Annotated in this window: 22 protein-coding genes; 19 read left to right on the top strand and 3 right to left on the bottom strand. The window is 48.8% G+C overall.

Annotated features, from left to right (window positions below):
- Nucleotides 1-249 precede the first annotated feature (249 nt).
- The 3 genes from ABD031_RS00760 (at nucleotide 250) to ABD031_RS00770 (ending at nucleotide 5,550) form a co-directional block, all read left to right on the top strand.
- Entirely contained in the window at nucleotides 250-579 is a 330-nt protein-coding gene (locus tag ABD031_RS00760) for a PadR family transcriptional regulator (RefSeq protein WP_343847876.1), read from the top strand.
- Between the two features lie 87 nt (nucleotides 580-666).
- A complete protein-coding gene (locus tag ABD031_RS00765) occupies nucleotides 667-3,300 on the top strand; it encodes an ABC transporter permease (protein WP_343847877.1) in 2,634 nt (877 codons plus the stop codon).
- A gap of 192 nt (nucleotides 3,301-3,492) precedes the next feature.
- The gene (locus tag ABD031_RS00770; RefSeq protein WP_343847878.1) at nucleotides 3,493-5,550 is read left to right on the top strand and encodes a glutamine--tRNA ligase/YqeY domain fusion protein; all 2,058 of its coding nucleotides are present in this window, start codon (nucleotides 3,493-3,495) and stop codon (nucleotides 5,548-5,550) included.
- Between the two features lie 320 nt (nucleotides 5,551-5,870).
- Here ABD031_RS00770 and ABD031_RS00775 read toward each other — a convergent pair whose 3' ends face one another.
- The gene (locus ABD031_RS00775; protein ID WP_343847879.1) at nucleotides 5,871-6,125 is read right to left on the bottom strand and encodes a hypothetical protein; all 255 of its coding nucleotides are present in this window, start codon (nucleotides 6,123-6,125) and stop codon (nucleotides 5,871-5,873) included.
- A gap of 187 nt (nucleotides 6,126-6,312) precedes the next feature.
- On the opposite strand from ABD031_RS00775, the gene ABD031_RS00780 reads away from it, so the two are divergent.
- Nucleotides 6,313-7,758, top strand: coding sequence for a M20 family peptidase (locus tag ABD031_RS00780; protein ID WP_343847880.1), 1,446 nt, complete (start codon nucleotides 6,313-6,315; stop codon nucleotides 7,756-7,758).
- A gap of 51 nt (nucleotides 7,759-7,809) precedes the next feature.
- Here the strand turns inward: ABD031_RS00780 and ABD031_RS00785 are convergent, their stop codons facing one another.
- Complete coding sequence (locus tag ABD031_RS00785; protein ID WP_343847881.1) at nucleotides 7,810-9,828, bottom strand: M13 family metallopeptidase; 2,019 nt, start codon at nucleotides 9,826-9,828, stop codon at nucleotides 7,810-7,812.
- Between the two features lie 195 nt (nucleotides 9,829-10,023).
- Here ABD031_RS00785 and ABD031_RS00790 point away from each other — a divergent pair, with 195 nt between their 5' ends.
- The 10 genes from ABD031_RS00790 to ABD031_RS00835 all read left to right on the top strand — a co-directional run bounded on the left by ABD031_RS00790 (nucleotide 10,024) and on the right by ABD031_RS00835 (nucleotide 18,235).
- Nucleotides 10,024-10,770 carry a YHYH protein gene (locus ABD031_RS00790; protein WP_343847883.1) on the top strand — a complete coding sequence of 249 codons (747 nt, stop codon included), beginning with the start codon at nucleotides 10,024-10,026 and terminating at the stop codon, nucleotides 10,768-10,770.
- A 4-nt stretch (nucleotides 10,771-10,774) separates the two neighbouring features.
- On the top strand, nucleotides 10,775-11,383 hold the full coding sequence (locus ABD031_RS00795; protein ID WP_343847884.1) for a toxin-antitoxin system YwqK family antitoxin: 609 nt from the start codon (nucleotides 10,775-10,777) through the stop codon (nucleotides 11,381-11,383).
- On the top strand, nucleotides 11,319-11,984 hold the full coding sequence (locus ABD031_RS00800) for an SCO family protein (protein ID WP_343847885.1): 666 nt from the start codon (nucleotides 11,319-11,321) through the stop codon (nucleotides 11,982-11,984). The genes ABD031_RS00795 and ABD031_RS00800 overlap by 65 nt, the downstream gene beginning before the upstream one ends.
- 230 nt (nucleotides 11,985-12,214) lie before the next feature.
- Complete coding sequence (locus tag ABD031_RS00805; protein WP_343847886.1) at nucleotides 12,215-13,603, top strand: CotH kinase family protein; 1,389 nt, start codon at nucleotides 12,215-12,217, stop codon at nucleotides 13,601-13,603.
- A gap of 147 nt (nucleotides 13,604-13,750) precedes the next feature.
- A complete protein-coding gene (locus ABD031_RS00810) occupies nucleotides 13,751-14,425 on the top strand; it encodes a DUF4956 domain-containing protein (RefSeq protein WP_343847887.1) in 675 nt (224 codons plus the stop codon).
- A gap of 5 nt (nucleotides 14,426-14,430) precedes the next feature.
- Nucleotides 14,431-15,408 (top strand): HlyD family secretion protein, encoded by a 978-nt coding sequence (locus ABD031_RS00815; protein WP_343847888.1) that lies wholly within the window; start codon nucleotides 14,431-14,433, stop codon nucleotides 15,406-15,408.
- Nucleotides 15,409-15,491: 83 nt separating this feature from the next.
- On the top strand, nucleotides 15,492-16,715 hold the full coding sequence (locus ABD031_RS00820) for a TolC family protein (protein ID WP_343847889.1): 1,224 nt from the start codon (nucleotides 15,492-15,494) through the stop codon (nucleotides 16,713-16,715).
- Between the two features lie 77 nt (nucleotides 16,716-16,792).
- Nucleotides 16,793-17,449 carry an RNA polymerase sigma factor gene (locus ABD031_RS00825; RefSeq protein WP_343847890.1) on the top strand — a complete coding sequence of 219 codons (657 nt, stop codon included), beginning with the start codon at nucleotides 16,793-16,795 and terminating at the stop codon, nucleotides 17,447-17,449.
- Entirely contained in the window at nucleotides 17,446-17,757 is a 312-nt protein-coding gene (locus ABD031_RS00830) for a hypothetical protein (protein WP_343847891.1), read from the top strand. The genes ABD031_RS00825 and ABD031_RS00830 overlap by 4 nt, the downstream gene beginning before the upstream one ends.
- On the top strand, nucleotides 17,750-18,235 hold the full coding sequence (locus tag ABD031_RS00835; RefSeq protein ID WP_343847892.1) for a hypothetical protein: 486 nt from the start codon (nucleotides 17,750-17,752) through the stop codon (nucleotides 18,233-18,235). The genes ABD031_RS00830 and ABD031_RS00835 overlap by 8 nt, the downstream gene beginning before the upstream one ends.
- A 310-nt stretch (nucleotides 18,236-18,545) precedes the next feature.
- On the opposite strand, the gene ABD031_RS00840 is transcribed toward ABD031_RS00835, so the two are convergent.
- Nucleotides 18,546-19,448 carry a hypothetical protein gene (locus ABD031_RS00840; RefSeq protein ID WP_343847893.1) on the bottom strand — a complete coding sequence of 301 codons (903 nt, stop codon included), beginning with the start codon at nucleotides 19,446-19,448 and terminating at the stop codon, nucleotides 18,546-18,548.
- A 331-nt stretch (nucleotides 19,449-19,779) separates the two neighbouring features.
- Between ABD031_RS00840 and ABD031_RS00845 the strand changes: the two genes are divergently transcribed.
- The 5 genes from ABD031_RS00845 to ABD031_RS00865 all read left to right on the top strand — a co-directional run bounded on the left by ABD031_RS00845 (nucleotide 19,780) and on the right by ABD031_RS00865 (nucleotide 25,594).
- On the top strand, nucleotides 19,780-20,739 hold the full coding sequence (locus tag ABD031_RS00845) for a YHYH protein (RefSeq protein ID WP_343847894.1): 960 nt from the start codon (nucleotides 19,780-19,782) through the stop codon (nucleotides 20,737-20,739).
- Between the two features lie 30 nt (nucleotides 20,740-20,769).
- Complete coding sequence (locus ABD031_RS00850) at nucleotides 20,770-21,411, top strand: DUF6702 family protein (protein WP_343847895.1); 642 nt, start codon at nucleotides 20,770-20,772, stop codon at nucleotides 21,409-21,411.
- Between the two features lie 70 nt (nucleotides 21,412-21,481).
- Nucleotides 21,482-21,838, top strand: coding sequence for a hypothetical protein (locus ABD031_RS00855; protein ID WP_343847896.1), 357 nt, complete (start codon nucleotides 21,482-21,484; stop codon nucleotides 21,836-21,838).
- A 353-nt stretch (nucleotides 21,839-22,191) separates the two neighbouring features.
- A complete protein-coding gene (gene katG, locus ABD031_RS00860) occupies nucleotides 22,192-24,495 on the top strand; it encodes a catalase/peroxidase HPI (protein WP_343847897.1) in 2,304 nt (767 codons plus the stop codon).
- 181 nt (nucleotides 24,496-24,676) lie between these two features.
- Entirely contained in the window at nucleotides 24,677-25,594 is a 918-nt protein-coding gene (locus ABD031_RS00865; RefSeq protein ID WP_343847898.1) for a TolB family protein, read from the top strand.
- Nucleotides 25,595-25,738: the final 144 nt, after the last annotated feature.

Below are 25,738 nucleotides of genomic sequence, written 5' to 3' on the forward strand. Positions count from 1 at the left end.
GAAAACCGACTGCTAAGCTGTGTCATCATCCAAATCAGACCCTGTGTTTGGAAATGCTTTCTTATTTCAATTTAAATAGCCAAAACGAAAGTCCTTTTTTTATTCCGACCCCCACACATCCAAATCGGACCTTAATCGATTCATCTTTTCTCCTTCCCCACTCCTCCCAAAAAATCTCAATACGATTTAACCTTAAAAATAGAAACATATCAAAAACTTATTCCCTAATTGCAGCATTAATTCAAACGTATGAAAGGATATCTTGGAGAATTTGAGGAATTGGTGCTGCTGACCATCGCATCTCTGCTGGACAACGCCTATGGCGTAAGCATCAAAACCTACATCGACGAGCGCACCTCCCGGTCGATCAGCATCGGTGCGCTTCACTCAACGATCACGCGTCTGGAAGAGAAAGGATACCTGTCTTCCCACCTAGGCGAACCGACACAGGAGCGAGGAGGAAGAAGCAAGCGCTTTTACGAAGTGACTCAAACCGGCAAGATTGCACTTCACCAAATGAAAAATCTCAGAGATGACCTTTGGGTCGCAGCCTCTCATAATCTGTCGCTGACCAAATGAAGTTAAGCTTAGCGAACAACTCACATACCGGCAGAATATTAAGCAATGCGAGATTCCATATGGCCTTTAAAATGAATTTGTAATCATATGAAACCTGAAATTAAGCCTCCAAGGCTTGCCGACGGCCTATTCCTCTGGTTTTGTGAGCGGGCTTCTGTCGAGGATCTTCACGGGGATGTCGAAGAGCTCTTCTATTCCGACCTGGAAAAGTATTCTGTTGTCAGAGCCAAATTGAAGTATTGGCAGCGGATCTTCTCCTTGATTTTTTCCTATGCGCTGCGCCAAAGAAAACGCAGGGCGGCCTACCACCCTTACTCCAGTACCCTAAGCTTCGTGATGCTTCCCAACTACTTTAAAACTTCCGTCCGCAACCTCGCAAAAAACAAGTTCTATGCGGGATTAAACATCTTCGGACTCGCGCTTGGGATGTCGCTGTCGCTGCTGTTCATCGCCATCACGGTATTTATTTACCGTTATGATAATTTTCATACCAAACGTGACCGGATCTACCGCGTCATCACCCAAGTCCATGATGACGTTAACAATCCCATTTACGCATCTACACCTTCGGATCTCGGGTTTATTCTGGAAGATGAGTTTTCAGGAATAGAAAAAGTGGTTTCTATTCGAGCTTCTTTAAACGGCGAGGCAGCTTATGAGGAGAAGAAAATGCCGATCAACGGCTATTTCACCGAACCGGAATTTTTTGAGGTGTTCGATTTCCCGCTGGCAAAAGGCAACTCGGCCACAGCCTTGAAAGACCCGAACAGCATCTTGATCACCGAAAAAGAGGCTGAAAAGATCTTTGGCAGCAAGGATCCTATCGGGGAAGTGTTGACCATACCGCCTTTTGGAGAGCTGACCGTTACCGGGGTCTTGAAAGATGTGCCAAAAAACTCCCACCTTACATTTGGAGCGCTTGCTTCTTACTCCACGTTGCAATCCAGCGCGAAAAACAATCAGTTGCCCAACGACGCATCCTGGACGAGTTTTTTGAACTCGTACGTGTATTTTCTCTTGCCCGAGGGCTCTTCTTCGGATGCTGTGGATCGTTTCCTGAAGCACGTTGCCGATGATCGCTATCCAAAAGACGGTTTCCAGGCGAGTTTTTCGATTCAGCCACTGAATGACATCGTGCCGGGAATAGAGGTTTACAATGCGATCGGCCCCAGCTGGGATCATCTTTCCATCTTGCTGGTAGGACTGACTACCTTGGTCATCCTGATTCCCGCCTGCTCCAACTATGTAAATCTGTCGATTTCCCAATCACTCAAGAGGACGAAGGAGATCGGAGTTCGCAAAGTAATGGGTGGTCAGCGGCGGCAGATTTTTTTTCAATTCATTATGGAAACTACGCTGAGCATGTTGATCGCGTTGTTTTTCTCCTACTTTTTCTTTGAATTGATCCGAGGTGAATTTCACAAAATGCTGGCAGAAGCTGACTCGATGGATATGACTCCGGATTTGGTAATCCTTGTCTGTTTTGTGCTTTTTGCACTGTTGGTTGGGGTGCTGGCCGGAATTGTGCCAGCCCTGTATTTCTCAAAAATCAAACCGATCAATGCCCTGAAGTCCACGGTGACGATTCCTACGCGGAAGTTTCGTCTGCCGGGCCGCAAGATCATGCTTACCGTTCAATATGCGATGTCTCTCGGGTTTATTATGGCCGTGGTGATCATGCTGCAACAATATCGGTATTCAATGAACTATGATTTCGGCTTTCGCCAGGAGAATATCCTTGATGTTGCGTTGCAGGACGTTAAGCCCCAACTGTTCAGGAATGAATTCGGGAAGTTGGCGACGGTTCAATCGATCTCGATGTCGTCCAATATTCTGGGGCTGGATTACAGTGCTGAGAAGTTTGTCAAGGATGATAGGCGGCAGGATTCTGTTGCGGTCGCTACGATTTCAATTGATGAAAATTTCATCGGCAATTTTGGTCTTCAATTGATTGCAGGCGAGAACTTCGGTGCTGATCAAGCGAGCAATGCGCGTCATATCATCATCAACGAAGAGATGGTGAAGAGCTTCGACCTGGACGATTCGTTTTCTGCTATTGGAAAGACCTTACTGCTAAATGACAACAAGGAAGTTTCGATAATCGGGGTGGTGAAGAACTTTCATTATACGAGTCTGCGAAAGCCCATTGGTTCATTTTTCTTCACCTCTGATCCGAATGAGTTTCAATACGCAAATCTCAGTATGCCCCTGACCAATCGATTTGATGACCTGACTAAAATAGAAAACACCTGGAAAGCCCTTGGCAGCAATCACAAAGTGAAGGCCCAGTATTTTGAAGATGAAATCGGTGACGCCTATAGTTTTTATTTTGTAGTGATCAAGCTGTGGGGCTTTCTCGGACTATTGGCTATCACCGTGGCATCCATCGGATTGCTGGGAACAGTTGCGTTTACGATCGGCAATAGACTGAAGGAAGTTAGTATCAGAAAAGTGATGGGGGCATCAACCGAACGTGTCGTTTTTATGCTTTCGAGAGATTTTCTGATGCTTCTGTTGATCGCCACAGTGGTCACCGTGCCTGTGATTTATTTTTTGTTCTCAACCCTTCTGGTTCAAATGCAGTACTACAGCATTTCCGTTGGATTTGCAGAAATCGGGATCAGCGTTTTTTTGTTGGCAGTCTTGGGCCTTACCACGATTTTCTCCCAGACCTTTCGCGCAGCAAATGCGAATCCCGTGGATCATATGAGAAGTGATTGAGTGCCACCATCCGTTGTTAGACAATTGTAATGTCGAGTGCACAATCCTAGGATTTTTTAATCCGATAGGTAAAAGGCAGATTGAAAATCTGTTGATAGGACCTGAAGATTGCAAATTTTGAGGATCAGGCTTTTTCGCCTTTGGGTTGCAAATACATCCATTTGCCTTAATTTCGAGCTTCCATTTTGAGTTATGACTGAAGAATCCGCCTCCTTAAATTTTATCGAACAACTCGTTGCAGACGATCTCGCCGCTGGCTTTCCGTCGGAGAAACTCCGGTTTCGTTTTCCTCCAGAGCCAAACGGCTACCTACATATCGGCCATGCGGCCTCCATTTGCCTGAATTTCGGACTTGGCGAGCAGCACCAAGCGCCTGTCAACCTTCGCTTTGACGATACCAATCCCGCCAAGGAAGAGCAGGAATATGTCGACGCGATCAAGCGCGACATCCAATGGCTGGGCTTCCAGTGGGCGACCGAATGCTATTCTTCCGACTATTTCCAGCAGCTCTACGACTGGGCGATACAGCTGATTAAGGAAGGCAAAGCCTATGTGGATGAGCAATCCGCCGAAGCGATGGCTGAGCAAAAAGGTACGCCAACGACGCCCGGAGTGGCTGGCCCACACCGTGACCGTTCTGTGGAAGAGAATTTAGAGCTGTTTGAGCGGATGAAAGCCGGTGAGTTTGAGCAAGGAAGCTATGTGCTTCGGGCCAAGATAGATATGGCTTCACCGAATATGCTGATGCGCGATCCGATCTTGTATCGAATCGTGAAAAAGGCCCACCACCGCACCGGCACCGATTGGGTGATCTACCCGATGTACGACTGGACGCACGGCGAGTCGGATTACATCGAGCAGATTTCACATTCACTGTGTACCTTGGAGTTCAAGCCTCACCGTGAATTGTACGATTGGTTTTTAGATCAAATCTATGACCCAAGTCTCCTGAGGCCGAAACAGCGGGAATTTGCGCGCAGAAACCTGAGTTACACGGTGATGAGCAAGCGCAAGCTGCTCGAACTCGTGCAGACCAACACAGTGACAGGCTGGGACGACCCACGAATGCCGACGATCTCCGGCTTAAGACGACGAGGCTATACACCGGAGTCAATCCGACATTTCAGTGAGCTCTCCGGGATCTCTAAGCGAGATTCTGTGACGGACGTTTCGCTTTTGGAGTATTGCATCCGCGAAGATCTAAACAAAACTGCCACCCGTGTGATGGGTGTCTTGGATCCGGTGAAGCTGGTGATCACCAATTACCCTGCGGGAAAAACAGAGATTCTGGAAGCCGAGAACAATCCGGAAGATCCGAACTCAGGTACGCACGAGTTGCCATTTTCAGGAGAACTCTACATTGAGCGAGAAGACTTTAAAGAGGATGCTGGAAACAAGTTTTTCCGCTTGACTCTGGGAAATGAAGTACGGCTGAAAAGCGCCTACATCATCAAGGGCGAGTCCTTTGTAAAGGATGCTGAGGGAAACATCACCGAGATTCATTGCACAGCTGACCTGGATTCAAAGTCGGGAAGTGGTACGGAAGCCAGCACCAGAAAGGTAAAAGGCACGCTTCACTGGGTTTCGATTCAACATGCCATCAAAGCGGAAGTTCGGGAGTACGACCGACTGTTTTTGGAAGAAGCTCCCGACAGTCATGAGGACAAAAACTTCATGGAATTTGTCAATCCAGACTCGCTAAAAGTGATCCAAGAAGCTTATTTAGAGCCTTTTCTGAAAGAAGCAAACGTTGGGGATAAGTTTCAATTTCAGCGTTTGGGTTACTTTACGGTGGACAAAGACTCAACTGCTGAAAAATTGGTCTTCAACAAAACCGTGGGGTTGCGTGACTCTTGGGCCAAGCAGAACCCCGCTCCTTCCCCTACTACCTCATCCAGTCAGTCAAAGCCGGTGAATATAGGCGGTGGAACCGAACAAGGCCAGCGAAGTGCGCTAAATGAGATCCAGAAGATCGCCAAGAAATATACCAACCTCTCCGGTGACAAGCTCGCAGCGGCCAGAGCGGATATTGCGAGATTGGCGGAGGAAGTGAGCTACGAAGAGCTTGAGCCTCTATTCCAGACTGCAACAAAAAAAGTCGGAACCCGGATCGGTGCGATGATCACCTTGGGCGTGTTGCTGAACAAAGGTCAAGCGAGAAACCCTGAGATCGAGACCTTTATCGCGGCTGGTTTGGCTGATGAAGATGAGCAGCTTAAAGCAGAGAGTTCCAATGCTCAGTCTCAGTGATCGAATGCCAGTGATCAGTGTTCACTCTCAGTGATCAGCCCTTCGGTAGGCTCAGTGCCCCCGCAATACTTCGAGGTTTTTCTTGAGCTTCGAAGGATTCGCTAAAAACAAAAATCGCTCGTCGGGTCATTCGATGAGCGATTTTTTCATTAAAAACTACGGAACGATATGGAGTTTTTCTCAAAGGCTTTTTTTAGTTCACCTTCTTTCATTCTTCGAGGATGTCCAAGTCAGCTTCTGAAAAACAATTTTCTGGGCTACTATAGGCGCTAGTCCCCGAACAATTTTGCAGTCGACCCTAGTTCTGTAGACACTTTTTTCTACACCCCAACCCTCGACTCCGAATACAAATCATACACCGCAATCAGCGCTTCGGAACCCTTGGCATTTGGGTAGAGTTCATAGTCGGCAATCGCTGCGCGCTCTTCCACATACACCGGGTCGTATTTTTCATCATAGACATTCCAGACAATCAGCAGAAAATGATAGCCAATCTTACTCGATCGACCATCTTCTAGCCAAGATTGAAAAAGTGACTCACTTAGCGGTTTGGGGTAATTGGGCCCATCAAACATGATTCTTCATTCTGGTGCTTGGTTTTTCTTGCTGCAAATATGGGGAAAGATCCATTCACAGATCTTGGTTTTCACCCAAATTCCAATCATCAGCTAAAATTTTGGTTTTTCCCGCAAGGATTCTATTTTTCTGTCTCATCTGTTTTATATTCACTTACCGCCATCCTAATCGATAAAACTCCCTTTTATGAAATTGATCCGAAAAATCTTCCTGACCATTCTCGCTTTAGCCCTAATTCTGGTAATCGTTGTCCTTTTCAACACACTACGCTTGAATTCGAAGCAGGTAGATCCGCAGCCAATTGAACTTGTATCCATTTCGGACGAGGTGTTTTTAAACCTTTCGAAAGCCGTGCAGTTTCAAACCATCTCTTTCAGTGAAGAAGCGATTCCGGATTCCGCAGCATTCAACGGCTTCCATGCATTTCTCGCAGAGGCTTTCCCGCTCGTGCACGAGAAAATGACGCTGACCAAAATCAACGAATACAGCTTGCTGTATAAATGGGACGGCTCAGACTCCTCCAAAAAACCAATCATCCTGATGTCTCATCAAGATGTCGTGCCGGTGGATGTCCCAACTCTGGAAATGTGGGAAGCGTCACCCTTTGAGGGAAAAATCACCGCAGACCACATTGTAGGCCGAGGTACAATGGACGACAAATCTTCCCTGATGGCACTTCTCGAAGGTGCAGAGATGCTACTTAAAGAAGGTTTTGCTCCCGTGCAGACGATCTATTTTGCTTTTGGGCATGACGAGGAAGTCGGTGGAGCAAAAGGTGCCGGTAAGATTGCTGAATATCTTGCTCAGCAGGGTGTGCAGGCAGCGTTCACCTTGGACGAAGGAGGAATGATTGCCGAAGGGATGGTTCCCGGTATCGATCAGCCTGTCTCTATGATCAATGTGGCGGAAAAGGGCTTTGCCTCTTTCAGACTAATTGTCGAAACCAAAGGCGGGCATAGCTCCGCCCCTCCCCGCGAAAACACCATCGGTATGCTCGCTCAGGCCATTGTTGATCTGGAAAACAACCAACTTCCCTACAGAATGGCCGATCCGGTTCAGTATCAAATCGACTACCTAGGACCTGAGATGCCCTTTGTTCAGAAAATGGCTTTTGCCAATACTTGGCTGTTAAAAGGACAAATACTCGAAGCTTTGAATTCACACACGACCACCGCACCGACGATCATCGGAGGCGGGGTGAAAAACAACGTAATTCCGACGGTTGCCGAAGCGACAATCAACTTTAGAATACTCCCCGGAGAAACTATCGAATCTGTACAGGCGCATATCGAAAACATCGTCAGTGATAAAATCCGCGTGGAGCCGGCTGGTCACTTGACGAACCCTTCGCCTGCTTCTCCGATTGATTCCGAAGCCTATAAGTTGTTAGAATCTACCATCCGCTCGGTGTTTCCAAACTCTGTGGTTGTACCGGGTTTGATTGGAGGAGGCACGGATGCGAGGCACTTTTACGGGATTTCCGACGGCGTATATCGCTACTATCCGCTTCGAATTTCTCCTGACGCCATGACCCGTTTTCATGGAATCGATGAAAAAATCACCAAAGATAATTACAAGGAGATCATTCAGTTTACTTATCAATTGATGAGGAAGTTTAATGAGGAGGTTTAAAAGATTGGAGACTGAAGCACTTCCGTCTTCGGTCTCCGTTCTTCCAGCTTATCACCAAATTTTAATCCTCTCCTCTTCCGCTTTGTAGTTGGCGTCGCCGGGTTGAATTCCGTAGGCTGCGTAGAAAGGTTCAAAGTTCATCAGCGGCCCATTCACACGCCACATGGCCGGGGAATGGGAATTGGTATTGACGTAGGCCCGCATAAACTCATCTCTGGTTTTGACTCTCCAGATACGGGCGATGGAATAGCAAAGCCGCTGGTCCGGAGTCAGCCCATCGATTCGCGTCGTATCCTGTCCCTGTTCGGTGAGCTTGAAGGCATCGTAGGCGATGTAGATCCCGCCGTTATCAGCCGTATTTTCTCCGATCGTCATGGCACCTTTGACATGCACAGAATCCAGGACCGTGAAGCCGTCGTAGCGATCGATCAAGAGTTGGGTTTTGGCTTTAAACTTCTCGTAGTCCGCCGCTGTCCACCAGTTTTTCATGTTTCCTTCCTTGTCAAACTGCGCCCCTTGATCATCAAATGCATGCGTGAGCTCATGCCCGATCACCATGCCGATACCGCCATAGTTGATCGCATCGTCGGCATTGGGGTCAAAATAAGGATACTGGAGGATGCCTGCCGGAAATACGATCTCATTCAGCGAAGGATTGTAGTAAGCGGTCACCGTACTCGGGGTAGTCCCCCACTCCGTCTTGTCCGGTGCTTTTCCGAATTTTTCCAACTGGTAGCGCGCATTGTCCTTTCGCAGCGCGAGCACATTTTCGAAGTACTTTCCCCGGTCTATAGCCACGGGATATTCCCGCCACTTGTCAGGGTAGCCGATCTTTTTGGTGATGGAATAGAGCTTTTCCTTGGCTTGAGTCTTGGTGCTGTCGCTCATCCAGTCCAGGTTGTTGATGCGCTGTTCAAAGGCCTTTTGGAGGTTGTTGACCAAGTCCAGCACCTTTTGCTTGGCTTCTTCGTCAAAGTGTCGCTTCACGTACAGCTGGCCGAGATCAAATCCCAGCTGCTGATCTACCTGCTGCACCATCTGTTGGGCGCGGGTCAACTGCTTGGACTGACCAGAAACCACCTTGGTGTATTCGAAAGCGGCTTTTTCAAAGGGCGAACTCAGGTAATTGGCGTATTCGGTAAGCGTGTGCGCGGCCAGATAAGTCTTCCAGTCCTCCAGAGAAACCGTCTTCAACATCCCGTTGAGCTTGTCGTAATAGGCCGGCTGGCGAATATCCAGGGAGTCGGCCTTTAAGCCCAAGCCCTCAAAAATGCCGTTCCAGCCAATATTTCCCTGCTTTTTGTCCAAGTCTGCTACCGCAACTTTGTGGTAGTTTTCCTTCACCACCCGGCGCTCAATCCGTGTTTTGTGGGATTCCGCCAGCTGCTTCTCGATGCCATACACCTTGGATGCCGCGGCTTCGGCGGCCTCCGGACTTTTGCCTGTCAACTCAAAAAGCGTGGCGAGGTAGGTATGGTAGGCCTTTTGGATGCCCAGCGTAGAGGAATCACTTTTGAAATAATAATCCCGATCGGGCAGCCCCAGGCCAGTCTGGCTGAGATGGATGATGTTGATGGTGCTATTCTGGTCATCCGGAGAGATGCGAAGCCCGATGAGGGATTCGCTGGTGTGCTGGAGTTCGGAGACGAGGTATTCTTCCAAATCGGCCAAAGAAGCTATCGCCTCGATTTGTGCCAGTTTGGGCTGGATGGGTTCAAAGCCTCTGGCATTGATGGCCTCGGTATCCATGCCTGAGGCATAGAAGTCGCCGACTTTCTGCTCAATGCTTCCTGCTGGATGCTCTTCCGCCGAAACCTCCTCCAGGATGCTTTCGAGCAGCTTTTTCTGGGGGATGTTCAGAAAAGAATAAGAGCCCACTCCTACCTGGTCGGCATCGATTTCGGCGGAGTTGTACCACTTGCCGTTGACGTGCATGAAGAAATTGTCGCCGGGTCGGATGGTGGAGTCGATGCCGTCGAGCTCAACGAAGGTTCTGGATTCCTTTTCCGTATCAGGGCTGGGAGAACATGCCCAGATCAGGGCCAGAGGGATCAGAAAAAGCTTTTTCATAGCAGGAAAATGTTTTTCTGGAAGTTAGGACAAAAATCTTTGCCCCAAAATCCATTGGTGTAAAGCCCAGTCCCCAAGCGCCCTCGTCCTTTAAGCCTTGCACAGTTCCGAAACCATTTTCTAAAAAAAAACTACCCAGCCCGAGGGATAGACTTATTTCCCGCGTCTAAGGGTTAAGATAAAATCGATCCAATCATGCGTAAACATCATCTGATAAAACTCACCTCTATTCCACTCCTCATTTTGCTCATGGCCAACTCCTGCAAAGATAGAGAGTCCGCGGAGGGAGAGATCGTCTCTGAGCTCCACCCGGCCTTTGCAGAATTCGATCCAGAAAACACGGAAATATACTTGGATGGTTATAATGTCGTGGTCGAAACCAATGGCCTTCCCAACCACAAGACGGTCTATTGGGGTTTAGGCCATGAACTCTATCAAGCCGAACCCAATGTGCAGTTGACGCCGTCTATCATTCCAAACTTCAATGGAGCAGCGACATTGAGAGTTGCGGCGAATCCGGAAATAGCCAGCTCCACCACTTCCACCAGTTTAGGGGCCATCGGGATAGCGATCAGCGGCGCTTACATCTTCAATGATCAGGAAGGCAATGGGCCTTTGGGCCAGGCAGCCTCTTCATTGGACTATACCGGCGGACACATTGGCCCTGGGCAATATCACTACCATTTGGAGCCCAAAGCCTGGACAAACGACGATGAAAACCTCGTGGGAATAATGGCGGATGGTTTCTTTCTATACGGAAGAAAATGCCACGCCACAGGAGATCATCCTACTGACCTGGACGAATCTGGCGGTCACTCGACTTTCACCCAACACTCCCCTGACATAGAATATCACTACCACATCGAAAATGAACTTTATCTCAACCAATACTATCTCCTTTTTGCCGGAAGGTATCAGGGAACGCCAAGCCGAATCAACTAAACTTTTGATCCTTTGGGCTTTCCTTGTACTGCTGGGCAGTTGCTCTGAAAAAACGGCGGATCCCCCGATTCCTGAGGTGTACGTACCCAAAGCGGATCTTGTCCTTCACCCAAACGAAGGGAAATGGTACTACGAAAACGAGCCCTTCAACGGCTACGCGATCACCTACCACGACAACGGAGGCATGGAAGAAAAAATCGGATACTACCAAGGAAAGAAAGAAGGTCCAGCCCAACAATGGTTTGAAAATGGCGTGATGGGAAGCGAAATGAGCTATTCCGCCAACAAAATCCAAGGAAGCAAAAGAACTTGGTGGCCCAATGGCGTGATGAGCAGTGAGGCTTATTTTGACTATGGGGTGGTGACCGGTGTGCAAAAGTCCTGGTACGCTACGGGACAAATAGCCAGATTGACCACGGTCAAGGATGGGAAGCCTGAAGGGATACAGCAGGCGTGGCTTCAGAACGGGAAGATCTACGCCAACTTTGAAGTAAAGAATGACCGGATTTACGGAATGAAGCGGTCCAACCTGTGCTATTCACTAAGCGATGAAAAAATCACCAATGAGTCTGTTGAAAATCTGGATGATAGCCTTGATACTGACATCCTGTAGCAAAGCTGAAAAAGTGGAAACTGGCAGTGCAAGTCTTTTGCCCTACTACGAAGAAGCGACTTTTACTCCCATTTGGTATGAGGAAGGTTCCCTGCCTGCCGATTTTCACCAAATCCCGGAGTTTTCCCTGATCAACCAATCAGGTGAAGAAATCACCGAAAAATCCATCACCGGTAAAATTTCAATCGTTGATTTTTTCTTCACTTCCTGTCCGGGGATCTGTCCCAAAACGACAGCAAATATGACCTTGGTCCAAAATGAATTTTTGAAAGACGACGAAGTAATCTTGCTTTCCCATTCGGTCACTCCGGTCTATGACAGCGTCGCTGTTTTGAAAGAATATGCGGAGGAGAAAGGAATCGTACCGGGCAAATGGCACCTACTCACCGGAAGTAGAGCTGAAATCTACACCCTGGGCAGAGATGCATACTTCGCAGAGGAAGACTTGGGCCTGATGAAAAGTCCAGACGATTTCCTGCACACAGAGAATTTTATTTTGCTTGATGGCAACAGGCAGATCAGGGGAATCTACAACGGACTAAACACGACTTCCATCAATCAATTGATCGAGGATGTAAAAACGCTCCGAAAGACCCTGTAAGTCTTTGATGAAACCACACAGCAGGAAGGCGATTTGGTTTTGAGAATCCTCTGTCCTGCTCTTTTTTGCCTGCCACGAAAGGACCTTCCAGTCAATTTGTTCATACCTATCTGTCGGGATCTAAAAATCTAGGCTTTAATTTTTTCCACCCACTAAAATAAAACACAGAGTCCGCGAGGGATTGCCAGACACTTGGCGTCTTTATCGGTAACCAACTTATCTGAAAAGACATGAGAAAATTCCTTTTGCCCTTAGTTCTCCTCGCTTCCCTCCTGGCATGCTCGCCCGAGGATACCGATCCTCTGGAAGAAACAGCCGGCGAAACCCTCACAGATACTGACTTTGACATTCCGGACTGGACCACGGCCACGCACAGCAACGACGCCGACCCCGACTTTGGCGAGGTCTTCCAGGACAATACCGTCAAGCGGATCGACTTGGTGATTACCAATGCCCGCTGGAAAAGCATGCTCAGCAATATGACCAGCATCTATGGTCCATTTGGTTCGAGGGCTGGAGGCAATTCCTTTTCCTCGGAAGACCCCAGCTTTGTTCCGGCGGAAGTTTTCTACCAAGGCAAGGAATGGTACCGCGTCGGGATTCGATTTAAGGGAAATTCAAGTTTGGCGTCGACCTGGGCCACTGGGAATATGAAACTTTCCTTCAAGCTGGATTTCGATGAATTTGAAGATGACTACCCCCAGATCAAGAACCAGCGGTTTTATGGATTCAAAAAGTTGAGCTTGAAAAACAACTTTAATGACAAGTCCATGCTTCGCGAAAAGGTAGCTGGCGATACCTTCAGAAACTTCGGTTTGGCGGCTTCCCACACAGCTTTCTACACGGTCTATGTGGACTATGGAGAAGGTCCCAAATACTTCGGCGTCTATACCTTGGTGGAAGAAGTCGATGATACCCTCATTGATACCCAGTTCACAGACAATGACGGCAACCTCTATCAGCCCGACGGCAACGGTGCAAGCTTCGCACAAGGCACCTTCAGCGAGTCTGTTTTTGTCAAAGAAAACAATGAAGAAGAAGCAGACTGGACAGACATCAAAAACCTGTTTACCGTCGTACATGCCACCAACCGAACTACCGACCCAGCAGCGTGGAGAACTGATCTGGAGACCGTATTCGACACAGAAGTCTTCCTGAAGTATCTGGCAGTCAATACGGTGATCCAAAACTGGGACACCTATGGACGAATGACCCACAACTACTTCCTCTACAACAATCCGGAAAACAGCAAGTTGAGCTGGATCCCTTGGGACAACAATGAGTCCCTTCAAACAGGAAATCAGCAAGGTGCCTTGCCTCTGAACTTCTCTGGACTTTCCGCCTCGCAGTGGCCTTTGATCGGCTACCTCTACGCCGACCCGGTGTATAAAGCGAAGTATGATTCCTATGTCGATGAGGTGATCAAGGGCGTCTTCGAAACCGGCAAGATGCAGGAGCTTTATACCACGTATGGAGCTTTGGTACAGCCCTATGCGATCTCAGAAGTGTCCGGATATACCTTTCTGAACAGCCCTTCTGACTTCCAGTCAGCAGTGAATACGCTGAAATCCCATGCGACAAGCCGCGCGGCAGCGGTGAAATCCTACCTGGGAAACTAGCATTCCGACACAAGTCGCCAAAGGTGGCAATGCTGTACACCCTTGCCACCTTTCCAAATCTTCTTTATGGGTAATTAAGGTCATTTCCTCTGCGGGAAATGAGGAGGATTCCCTTTGGCCTTTCCATTTATCAAATCCTATCCATCGATGTTCGAACTATTTCCCGATCAGCCGGTCTACGAGTACCCACAGCTGATCAATATCACCTACTCCTTTCTATGGGCTTTTGTGCTTTCATCGATGATCGCCATCACGCACAAGGTCACTTTTACGGGGGAATATTACCCAAAAAACTTCTTCCAGTCCCTGGTATTGGGAGCGGTGGTGACCACCATGGTGATGATGGCCATTGGGGATAGCCTTGCGAGAGGCCTGGGAGTTTTTGGTGCGATGGCCATCATTCGATTCCGAACCCGGATCGATGACCCGAGAGATGTGCTCTTCCTCTTCGCCGCCTTGAGCACGGGCTTGGCCATCGGAGTCTATGGCTTTACCATATCCTTTGTCGGGTCGATCTTGTTTTGCCTGGTGGCTGGCCTGCTCCATGTCTCCCCTTTTCGCAGCTATTCCCATCCCAATCAGCTCATACTGACGATTCAGGAGCAGGTGGTCTTGGAAAAGGTGGATTCCTTGCTCAAAGAATTTTGCAAAGACTATCGGCAGCTTTCCATTCAGCATAGTGCAGAAAAAGGCACCCGGTATCACTATGCGGTCACCTTCAAACCCGACTTGGCCAAAGACCAACTCGTCGCCCTACTTCATGCAGTAGAAGGTGTCTCCCAGATCAAACTGTCCTCCAACGAACTTCTTGCAAACTCATAGTAATTATGTCGAACTGGTTTTATAATCTGATAGCCTTGATGCTGGTAGCGATGCTGTACATCAGCGGCCGGTACTTCAAAGGAAGTGGCGAGGCTTCCATAGGCGTTGCGCAAACCTCCGAATACAAGGTGAACTCCGAAAAGTCGGCCTTGGTCAAGTCTATCCATGTGGTGCCCGGGATGGAAGTAAAAGAAGGAGAGCTCCTCGTGGAGCTGACCAGTGAGGCGCTGGAGATGGACATTGCCAAGCTCATCAACAGGATTGCGGTCCATCAGTCGGACCTTTCCGAGAAAGCGAAGCTCGCCTCGGCCGAAATCTCCTATATCAAAGCCGAAAGCGAAATCAAGTTGGAGGAGCTGGAAGCGGAGATTTTGGAACTGGAAAGCGAACTCCAGATGAATGAGGCGCTCACCAAAAGTTTTGTTACCGAAAAAGAGGCAGGCGAAAACTCCCCGATGTCCATCAAGATCAGATCACTCAAGCTCCAAAAGCAAATGCATTTGGACGCCAGGGGCATTAGGATTCAGGATGTGACACAGGAAAGTGCGACCGAGCAGCATCTCCTGAGAAACCAAATTGAGCTGCTGGAAAGTGAGTTGAAACTGCTCCAAACGGAAAAAAGCAAGCTGAGCAAGTACGCCATCGCTCCGGGCGTGGTAAAGAATGTCTATGTCAAACCTGGAGAGCAGGTCGACTCCTTCTCCCCTCTGCTGGAGATCAACCCCCTGCATCCCACCACGGTCGTCGCCTATTTGGTGGGAAAAAAGACGGTGGAATTTCCGGTAGGCAAGCCAGTCAGTGTGTCATCCTATGACCAGAGAAGGAACACCGTCGCCGGCAAGGTGATCGGCTACGGTTCGGTCAACGAACTGCCTGATATCCTGCAAAAATCCACTGCCAATCAGGCATTTGGACAGCAGGTGTTTATTGAGATCCCGGAGGAGAACACCTTTTTCAACGGGGAGAAAGTGCTAATCCGATAAGTCCACCCAACTAGCCTGAGAAGACCACGCCGCTGCTTGAAGGCAGCTCGTGCGGGATTTCTATGGCCTTTGAAAAACAATGTATGAAAAGACTCATCCTTGGATTAATCTGCCTTCCGATGTCGGTTTTTGGACAAGTCTCGATGGAGGATTTCCTCTGGTCAGCTTTGGAGGCTCCGGAAGTCCAAACTCTAATGCAGCAAAACGCTTTTTTGGAAACCAACTCCTACAAGCTATCCCCGATACGTGGAATGGAAATCAGGACGGAAACCAATCAACTGGATCCGCATCGTCAGGATTTTGCCCTGAGGATCAACCCTGCCAACCCCTGGGAGATCAAGCGAAACAATGAATATTTCCAGACCTATCAGGAAGTCATTGGTCTCGATCAGGATCGGAAACTGAAAGAGCTGCTGACGCGCCACTATGCGGCGATTATTGGCTGGAGCTACCTTCAGGAGCAAAAGAAGCTCAAGCAGGAAGAGCAAGAGATTACCCAGTCTCTGCTCCAGATTCTCGAAGCCCAGCGGTTTTCCAGCTTTTTTGATGCGGATGATTATGCCGACTTGAAAATTGACCTGTTGGAAAAGCATGCGGATTTGGAAGAATTGAACTTTGAGGAAGAGATTCTGAGAAAGGAAATAGAATCGCTTTTCCCCCTGGCAAAGTCCCAGGATATAGCATGGTCGATGGCTAGTTTGGTCCCTGTAGAGTTGATCGAGCAATGGATCCAGCGGCATGAAGCCAGGCCTGAAAACGGTGAAATTGCTTATCGGCAAAAATTGGTGGAATTGGCCTCGGCGGAATGGGCTTTGGCAAAATCAAATCTGAACATCGGTTTTGTGCAGGCTCAATATCAGCAATACAGACTCGAACAGGAAAGAAGCCCTTGGAGCATTGGGCTGGGTGTGCGCCTGCCCCTTTTCAATCCCAACAAGGGAAAGATGGCGGAGAAGAAGCTGGACATTCTGGAAGCCCAAGGGGAGCTGACGCAAGCCCAAGATGAACAGGAAGCGGGGCTTTCGCTGATGAAGACCAAAGTAAGGACACTGACGCAGCGCTATCACTCCCTTCAAGAGCAGATGGAGAGCTTGGATATGGAAGGTTTGGGAGAAAATCTGAACGCAATTCAGGGCGGCAATCCCCTGGCGGAATTACGCCTCAGAAGGAGCCTTGTAAAATCAAAAAATGTAACGGCAAGACTCAAAAGGGATATTTACCATGCCTATATCGAGTATTTGGCTGAAACGGAATTATTGCAGAGCCTGCCGATGGTCAACTACCTGCAAAGCGATAGTTTGAGATAGACAATCTGGCTGAAAAACCTGGGACAAATGGTTTCAGGTCTTTTTCCCCCGTTTTTCCCCGAAATACAAGAGGGCGTTTGGAAAACAGCCTTTATTCCCATTTCTTACTTCATCCATCCACTTTTGCCTTGATGAAAGACGAGAAAAGCTGTTTGCAATCCATTGCCGGAGGAAACGAAGAGGCCTTGGAACAGCTTTATCATCTCTACTCAGGACGGGTTTACAATACCTTGATCAGCTACACCAAAAATGCCGAAGACGCGGAGGAATTGCTGCAGGATGTCTTCGTGACGGTGTTCAACACGGCGGCCCGTTTCGAGTTCAACTCCTCGGTCAGCACTTGGATCTATCGAATCACGGTCAACAAGTCTCTGGACTTTCTCAGGAAGAAGAACAGCCAGAAACGCTTCGGGATCTTTACCTCCCTCTATGTCAGGGATTCCGCAGAGATCAAATACGAATCTCCGGATTTTGTCCATCCGGGAGTGAAGCTGGAAAACCAGGAGGATGCCAAGCTGCTGTTTCGGGCGATAGACCAGCTGTCGGAGAATCAGAAGACGGCATTTATCCTGACGCAGATCGAAGGACTGCCCCAGCAGGAAGTGGCGGAAATCATGAACCAAAGCCGCAAGGCCGTGGAGTCGCTGCTGGCTAGGGCAAAGGCAAATTTGAGACTGGAATTGGAAAAATTTTTCCCGGAACGGGGGATAAACAAAAAGAATACGTCAAGATGAATATGAAGAGAGAAGATCAGGTCAAGCGGGTCTTAGACAGCCTGGACGGAATCCAGCGGGCCGAGGCTCCCAAGGAGGGATTTTCCAAGATCCAGCAGCGACTGGCCGGGCAACGCACACTTCCCCTCCGGGAGGAGTCATCCGGCAGAGGATGGTTGTGGATCGCCGCATCCCTTGCTTTGGTGCTCTGTTCCAATATTTGGGTCGTTTCCACCCAATGGACAACAGAAACAGCCCCGGCAAATGTGGAAACCTACAGCGAGTACCCCCAGCTGATTACTGACTTTAACCTATACGACCATGAATAAATCCATCTACCGAATCGGTTTCTTCATCCTCTTGGTGGTCAATATCGCCTTGTTGGTGCTGTTCTATTTTGGGCCAAAACGTCCCCCACAGCGGCTCCAGCCCAATCAGGCGGGCATCAAAGATCAACTGGCGATGGACTTGGGTTTTTCGGAAGAGCAAAAGGCAAGATTTGATAAGATGGCGATGGACCACCGGGACAAAGTGAGTCGGCTGGAAAACCGGGAAAGGAATCTGATGGACGCGTATTTTGACCAATTGACCAAGGAAGATTCGGAGGCAGAGCGGGAACAGCTCCTGGACGAGATCCAGGCTATCAACCGGGAAAAGATCGAATTTACTTACTCGCATTTTGTAGAGCTGAGGGGGATTTGTACCGAAGAGCAGTTGGGCAAGTTTGACGATGCCCTGGCTAGGATCCTTCCTGCCTTGACCAACTCAGGGCCTGGAGGCCCCCCACCAGGAAATCCGCCTCGATAGCTTGGGGAAAAGTTGTGAGTCACCCATTTTTTGTTTGGTCCCGCATTCAGCTCGAATGCGGGATCTTTTTTGTTTTCCGACTCCCTCTAGCCCGAATCGGGGAAGCTTTTTTCCTGACCGAGGTTCGGAAGGGCGAAATAGCGCTGTTTTTTTGACGCTATCTTAAATCTCAAAGCGGGAGTTTACTTTTTAATCCAATTGGAAACCTAAATCCCCCCAGAAAATCCCGACTCAATCCCCAGGAACCTCACCGGTTTCGTGCAACAGCGGTTTCATGCTTGGCTTTGCAAGCCGCACGAAAACCTAGTTGTTAGCGGTTGTTTTTCGTTTCATATTCGGTGTCTCTTACTATAATGAAAAGTGTCGGCAAACCTTGCTCGTCTTCAATTTCAATAGAATATTTGTCGTATTCATTAAAGTCATTGAATAGATTAACAATGTCAGCTAAAGCATTTCCTCTTTGAATTCTACTTGGAATAATACCTTGTCCAATGTTAAGAAGGTCATATACAATGCAGTTCCAGTCAGGGTTGGGTGGGGAAGGAGGATTTTCAAAAGGAAGTCCTAAGTCTCCAACGAGAATTCTATTCAGAAAATGTGTCCAGCTATATTCTAAATTTGAATTCCAAGGAACTTGCCTCAAGTTTGGAAATTTGTCAAGAATTAAATAGTGCAATGCTTTAGTTCGGCCTTGACTGTAGTCAGGTAAATTTCTTTCTGGTGTATTGATTATTGAATTATTATAAACTCTTGCAGGCATTGAAAAGGTTATGTCGCTGTCGTACAAACATTGTTGTGATTGCGAAGTCAATATCCTGTCTTTTTTTGCTTGTGATATTACAGCACTTCTAAATAGCGGTATCTTATTTTTGTCTAACAAGCAAAATACTACAAGTAAGTCACCAAGTTCGCAACCAGGAGTGTCCCCTGTGCATAAATTTATTGATGAGATGTGTCTTGTTATTCTTGGTTTTTGATGAATAAAAACAGAAGCAAACTTTACTTCGTATGATGAATGACTTAATATTGGTGCAAGATTTCTGTTTAGATAGTCAACACCTACACCTCTGTCCAATAAAAACCGCTTTATTATCTGTGGTTCTGTTAGATTAAAATCAATTCCATTCCAAGAATTAATTGAATGATCTATTATGTCTTGTGAAAAGTTTGATACACTCTTAACAAACTTGTCGTATTCTGGTGCGGGTGTCATTGTCGTGTCGTTTTAAAATAACCGCTAACACTTGTACTTACAGCATTCCCGCTACGTTATTGCGTCTATATCGCCAATATCCACAGGTTTTTTGGGCGCTGCCGTGAGCAAATTAAGAATTTCGTCGATCTCGTCAAGGGGACTCAGAATTTTTTCTTGGGAAATCGACGGCACATAGGGCTAAATTTCCGTCATCTACTACTTTCCTGCTGGAAACAACCAGCTTAACCCGCCTACTCCCTTCGTGAAATAGCGTTTTTTCAATTCTTTTTCGCAGCCTCGCGAGGGATCACCGCCTAGTCCGCGTCTTTACAGACAAATGGTAAAAGACATGCGAACGGTACATTTGAGAACAAAGATTTTGCTGATGTTGGCCTTTTTCGCCTCAGCCAACAGCTGCAAGGAGGATTTCGACCTGGATACCGATGTGGGGACGGTCGTAGCCGTGGCCCCTACCCTTTTTGTCGACGGCACCACCGTGACCACCGTGCCCTGCACCCTTTCCAATGGTATCAGCACGACTTGCTACCAGATCGTGGCGGGGATTCCTACAGACCATCAGCTCGGGCCTTGGTGTCCGGACAATATCGCGGATGGAGCAGAGGCTGGAGGCATCTGGCTGGACAAGGGGAAAGTATATGACGTGGATGGGGATTTTGTGGAAAATTTGGCAAGCTTCTACCAAGACCATACCTGGAAGATGTACGATGCGGATGGCAACATCTACAAGACGAGGACCTTGGATGACTGCATCAATGCAGCCAATCCCAATGTGGGCGGGGCTTACCAAAACTACTGCGTCGAATGCGTTCCCGAACACATCACCGGTCTGACTCGGACGTGGCTGATTCCTGTCAAGCCCGTCAAGCTGAATACCTCTGCAAGTTTTGCGGGGATGGGCCCCGGCGCTATGGGCCCGACGGTTCGCGGCATTGCATTCAACGGTACGGAGTTTTCTGCCTCAGCCCCTTTGAACAATATCCTCAGCGCCTATACCATTGCACCTTTTGACGACGCCGGAGGACATATCAATGTACACCAAGGCTACCACTACCATGCGGCGACGGGCATCTCCACTACCATCGCACAACCGGACGGACATGCTGGGATGATCGGCTATGCCATGGACGGTCACGGAATCTACGCACAGCTCAATGACAAGGACGGCGAGCCCATAGGCTTGGATGGGTGCAGAGGGCACTATGACGAAGTCAGAGGCTACCACTACCACGTGGATGCCGCTGGGGCAAACAACTTCATCAACTGCCTGTACGGAGCTTATGTATTTTGACGAGTGAGCAGGACCGCAAACACAACGAACATGAAAAGACTGGTAATAACGCTGGCTTTGCTGGCAGCCTTTGTCCTTCCGGTAAAGGCCCACGATCCGGATATCTCTTCCCTGCTGATGATCGAGCAGGATTCCGGAGAGTGGATTCTTCAGGTAAATGCCTCCTTGACGGCATTTGAGTATGTAGTCACCGCAGCGTATGGGGAAGGTTCCTTTCAGTCAGCAGAAGAGTTCAACCAGCTGCTGCTGGACTTCCTCCGTGACAAGATCCTGCTGCGGACTAATGGACAGCAAATAAACCTGAAAACGGGGTTGGTGAGTTTGGGACATGCGACGACCGTTGCCTTTGAGCTCCCGGACTTTTCGGGCAACATCGAAACTGTCGAGGTAGAAAATGAGAGTTTCGAAGACATCCGACGCAGCCAGGTCCTCTTCGGCATGATCAAGGATGGGATGGACAAAAGCCAGTTTATCCTAAACGAAGCCAATGATTTCCGGCTTTCGCTACAGGTGCAGGACAATCGGGTGTTGTTGGTAGAGACCGGGCAAGACGGTGGAATCTGGTTTTTCTCCGGACTCGCCGCACTTGCGCTCATGCTGATCGGATTGTCAATCCTGAGACTGGCAGGAAAAAAATCCGCCTTGGCGACCGGCTTCCTTCGAAAAGTCTAAAGAAAATAAATCTGAAAAATCGCGGGGGATGGTGAAGCCTTCTCCGTCCAAAGTACAAAACCAAAACATTATGAATACAGCAACTAAAATCCTTGCCGCCGGAGCCCTGGCCATTGCTCTCAATGCATGTAGCTCCCAGAAGAAGCAAGCCGGAGTGGAAGACGAGCGACCCGTAAGCCAACAAGGACGTACCCAGGGTGGTCCTGCCGGTGCGCAGAGCCAAGGAAGACCTCAAGGTGGTGCTCCAAACTTTGCCCAGCTATTGGCAGAGATGGATGCCAACAAAGATGGAAAACTGGCCAAGTCGGAAGTAAAAGGACCTTTACTCAATGACTTCGCAAAGATCGACACGGACGAGGATGGGTTTCTATCAGAAAAAGAAATCGCAAATGCCCCGCGTCCTCAGCGTGGCGGAGGAAGAGAATAAACGCAGTATAAATGGGTTAATGAGCGAGTCCCGAAACCGTGTGGTTTTTGGGACTTTTTTATGTCCGGCCAGTATTCCCAAAGTCACGCCCATATTTCGATTGGCCTTCGAAATTCTCCGGGGATAGGATTCCGAATGAGTTTGGGGGTTCAAATTTGGTTACGCACTCATATCGGCAATTTTTTCCGCAGGAAAAAGAAATACGATGTGTCAATGCCCTACTCAGACCATCTTATAGATAAATACTATTTGATCATAAAAACTATCAATTTGATTTATCGGTATTAGAAGAGTTAACTTGGGTGGAGTTTTAAAAGTATTTACCTTAAATAACCATTTTAAACTAATACAACATGTCAGAAATGAAAGATCTCAATACAGGCAAGGCAGGGGATGGGAAATGCCCCTTTGGCCACTCTGCTCCCGCTGCAGTTGAGCCTAAGCAAGCCGCCGGAAGTGGAACCCGGAACCGGGACTGGTGGCCAAACCAGCTCAAGGTCAGCATTCTTAGACAAAACTCTTCCCTTTCCGACCCCATGGACAAGGATTTCAACTATGCCGAGGAGTTCAAAAGTCTGGATTTGGAAGCCGTGAAAGCAGATCTGCACAAGGTCATGACCGATTCTCAGGACTGGTGGCCGGCAGATTTTGGACATTATGGGGGACTTTTTATCCGTATGGCATGGCATAGCGCCGGAACCTACCGGATCCACGACGGACGTGGTGGCGCCGGTGCAGGCATGCAGCGCTTTGCTCCACTCAACAGCTGGCCGGACAACGTCAGCCTCGACAAAGCTCGCCGACTTCTCTGGCCTGTCAAGCAGAAGTATGGTAAAAAGATCTCTTGGGCGGATCTCATGATCCTCACCGGAAATGTTGCCTTGGAATCTATGGGATTCGAAACTTTCGGTTTTGCAGGTGGCCGTGAGGACGTGTGGGAGCCTGATGAGTCTGTGTATTGGGGATCTGAGGACAAGTGGCTCGGTGCCGATATCCGTTATGCCGGTGGTTCAGAAGGTGTGGCCGAAGATCACGGCGTAGTCGTCTCCGATGATGATCCGGATGGCGGCGTTCATGGTCGTAATCTGGAGGAGCCACTTGCAGCAGCCCACATGGGTCTGATCTACGTCAACCCGGAAGGTCCAGATGGTAAGCCTGATCCCGTGGCCGCGGCCAAGGATATCCGCGATACGTTTGGACGTATGGCGATGGACGACTATGAAACTGTAGCTCTCATCGCCGGCGGACATACCTTCGGCAAAACCCACGGAGCCGCTCCTTCAGAACACGTTGGTCCGGAACCCGAAGCAGCTGACATTGAATCTCAGGGCTTCGGTTGGGGCAATAGCTTCGGCTCCGGCGCGGGCAAAGACGCCATCACCTCCGGACTGGAAGTGACCTGGACCACCACGCCTACCCAGTGGAGCAACAACTTCTTCGAAAACCTTTTTGCCTACGACTGGGAGCTGAGCAAAAGCCCAGGAGGTGCCCACCAATGGGTGGCCAAAAATGCCGAGGCGATCATTCCGGATGCCTTCGACGGAAGCAAAAAACATCTTCCTACGATGCTCACCACCGATCTTTCCCTGAAACTGGATCCGGGATTTGAGAAGATCTCCAGACGCTTCCTGGAGAACCCGGATGAGTTTGCGGACGCTTTTGGAAGAGCATGGTTCAAACTGACCCACCGCGACATGGGGCCAAAAAGTAGATACTTGGGCTCAGAGGTACCAGCTGAAGACCTGATCTGGCAGGATCCAATTCCGGCAGTCAACCATCCACTCGTCGAAGGAGATCAGGTAGAAGCACTAAAATCCAAAATCTTGGCCAGCGGACTAAGTGTCGCCGAACTCGTGAGTACGGCTTGGGCCTCTGCATCTACTTTCCGGGGTTCTGACAAGCGTGGCGGTGCCAATGGCGCCAGAATCCGATTTGCTCCGCAAAAAGATTGGGAAGTAAATCGCCCTGTTCAGTTGTCCAAAGTGTTGGGTGTTTTGGAGAAAATTCAAAATGACTTCAATTCAAGTTCGGCAAGTGCCAAAGTATCCATGGCTGACCTGATCGTTTTGGCGGGTTGCGCAGGTGTTGAAAAAGCCGCAAAGGATGCTGGCTTTGAGGTCAAAGTTCCATTCACTCCTGGCCGTGCCGACGCACTGATGGAGCAGACCGACGTCGAGTCCTTCGCCGTATTGGAGCCCTTGGCTGACGGATTCAGAAACTATACCAAGCACCATTTCCGCGTGTCTCCTGAGGAAATGCTCATCGACAAGGCTCAACTCTTGACTCTGACCGCGCCGGAACTTACTGTCTTGGTGGGTGGTCTGCGGGTGTTGGATACCAACTTCGACCAATCGAAGCATGGCGTATTCACCGAACAGCCAGGCAAGCTGAGCAATGACTTCTTTGTCAACTTGCTGGATATGGGAACCGCTTGGGCTAAGTCTCCGGAGAATCCTGCCCTGTATCATGGCACGGACCGCAAGACCGGTTCACCGAAGTGGACCGGAACCCGAGTGGATTTAGTCTTCGGTTCCAACTCAGAGCTTCGCGCCATCGCCGAGGTTTATGCCTGCGAGGATTCCAAGAAGAAGTTTGTCGAGGATTTCGTAGCAGCATGGAGCAAGGTGATGAACCTGGACCGCTTCGATCTGGCTTGATCAACAGCTTATAACTAAGGAAAAGGCAGTCTTCGGGCTGCCTTTTTTGGTTTGATTTACTCTAAGTCCAAATCGGTTAAGAGTGAGATTTACACAAAAGGCGGCTGGATATATTCGTCTTTTCCAGTAGCTTATGAAATCAAAACATCCCTACCCAGTAACCCAAAGACCTATCAAAGCCATGAAAAAATCCCTGTTTTTGCTCGCGTTCCTTTGCCAATCTCTTTTTGCCCAAGTCCCCGAGGGAAAAAAAGTAATCAGTTCACTCTATATCCACGATCTTCAAACAGGAAAATCAGAAATGATCCTCAAGGAAAATCGGCATTTCGAAGCACCCAACTGGTCTCCTGATGGCAGCTTTCTCCTGATCAACAGTAAGGGGAAACTGGAAAAGATTGGTTTGGATGGTGAAAACCTGGGAATCCTGAATACCGGCGAGGTCCAAAAAGCTAACAACGATCACGGCTATTCCTTTGATGGGAAAACACTCTTTATCTCCAGTGGTAAAAATGAAATTCAATCCCATAGCTCGTTCATTTACAAGGTTTCCGCTGAGGGTGGCGTTCCCGAATTAATCACTCCACTCTCCCCATCGTACTGGCATGGAGTTTCGCCTGACGGGAAGTTCGTGGTATACTGTGCGCCGAGGAATGGCAATTATGATGTCTATAAAATGAGCGTGGACGGCGGCGAAGAAGTCAGACTGACGACTGCCGAGGGCTTGGATGATGGACCGGAGTATTCTCCCGACGGCAAGTACATCTATTTCAATTCCTACCGATCCGGGATGATGCAGATCTGGCGGATGAAGCCGGATGGCTTCGATCCTGAGCAGATGACCTTTGACTACCATTCCAACTGGTTTGCCCACGTCGCTCCAAATAACCAAATCGCAACAATCATTACCTATCTGGAGAACCAGAAAGAAGGCCATCCCTTTGGCAGACAGGTAAAACTCCGACTCCTCAACCTAAAGACGAAAGAGCTGAAGGATCTGACCGAGGAGTTTTACGGCGGTCAGGGCACGATCAATGTGCCCTCTTGGAACCCTGAGAGCACCAAGTTTGCCTATGTGAGGTATGAATTGGAGGATTTGTAGCGTTCTCGTTATCCTGCTTCTCCAGAAGCAGGATTCAAGGCTTCATCAACCTTTCGTGCAGCTTCCGGAGAAGCAGCACAGCGGGAAGCTCCTCGTTATCCTGCTTCTCCAGAAGCAGGATTTAGGACTCCATCAACCTTTCGG

This window comes from Algoriphagus jejuensis, from assembly GCF_039523455.1.
In the GTDB taxonomy this organism is placed as follows: Bacteria; Bacteroidota; Bacteroidia; order Cytophagales; family Cyclobacteriaceae; genus Algoriphagus; species Algoriphagus jejuensis.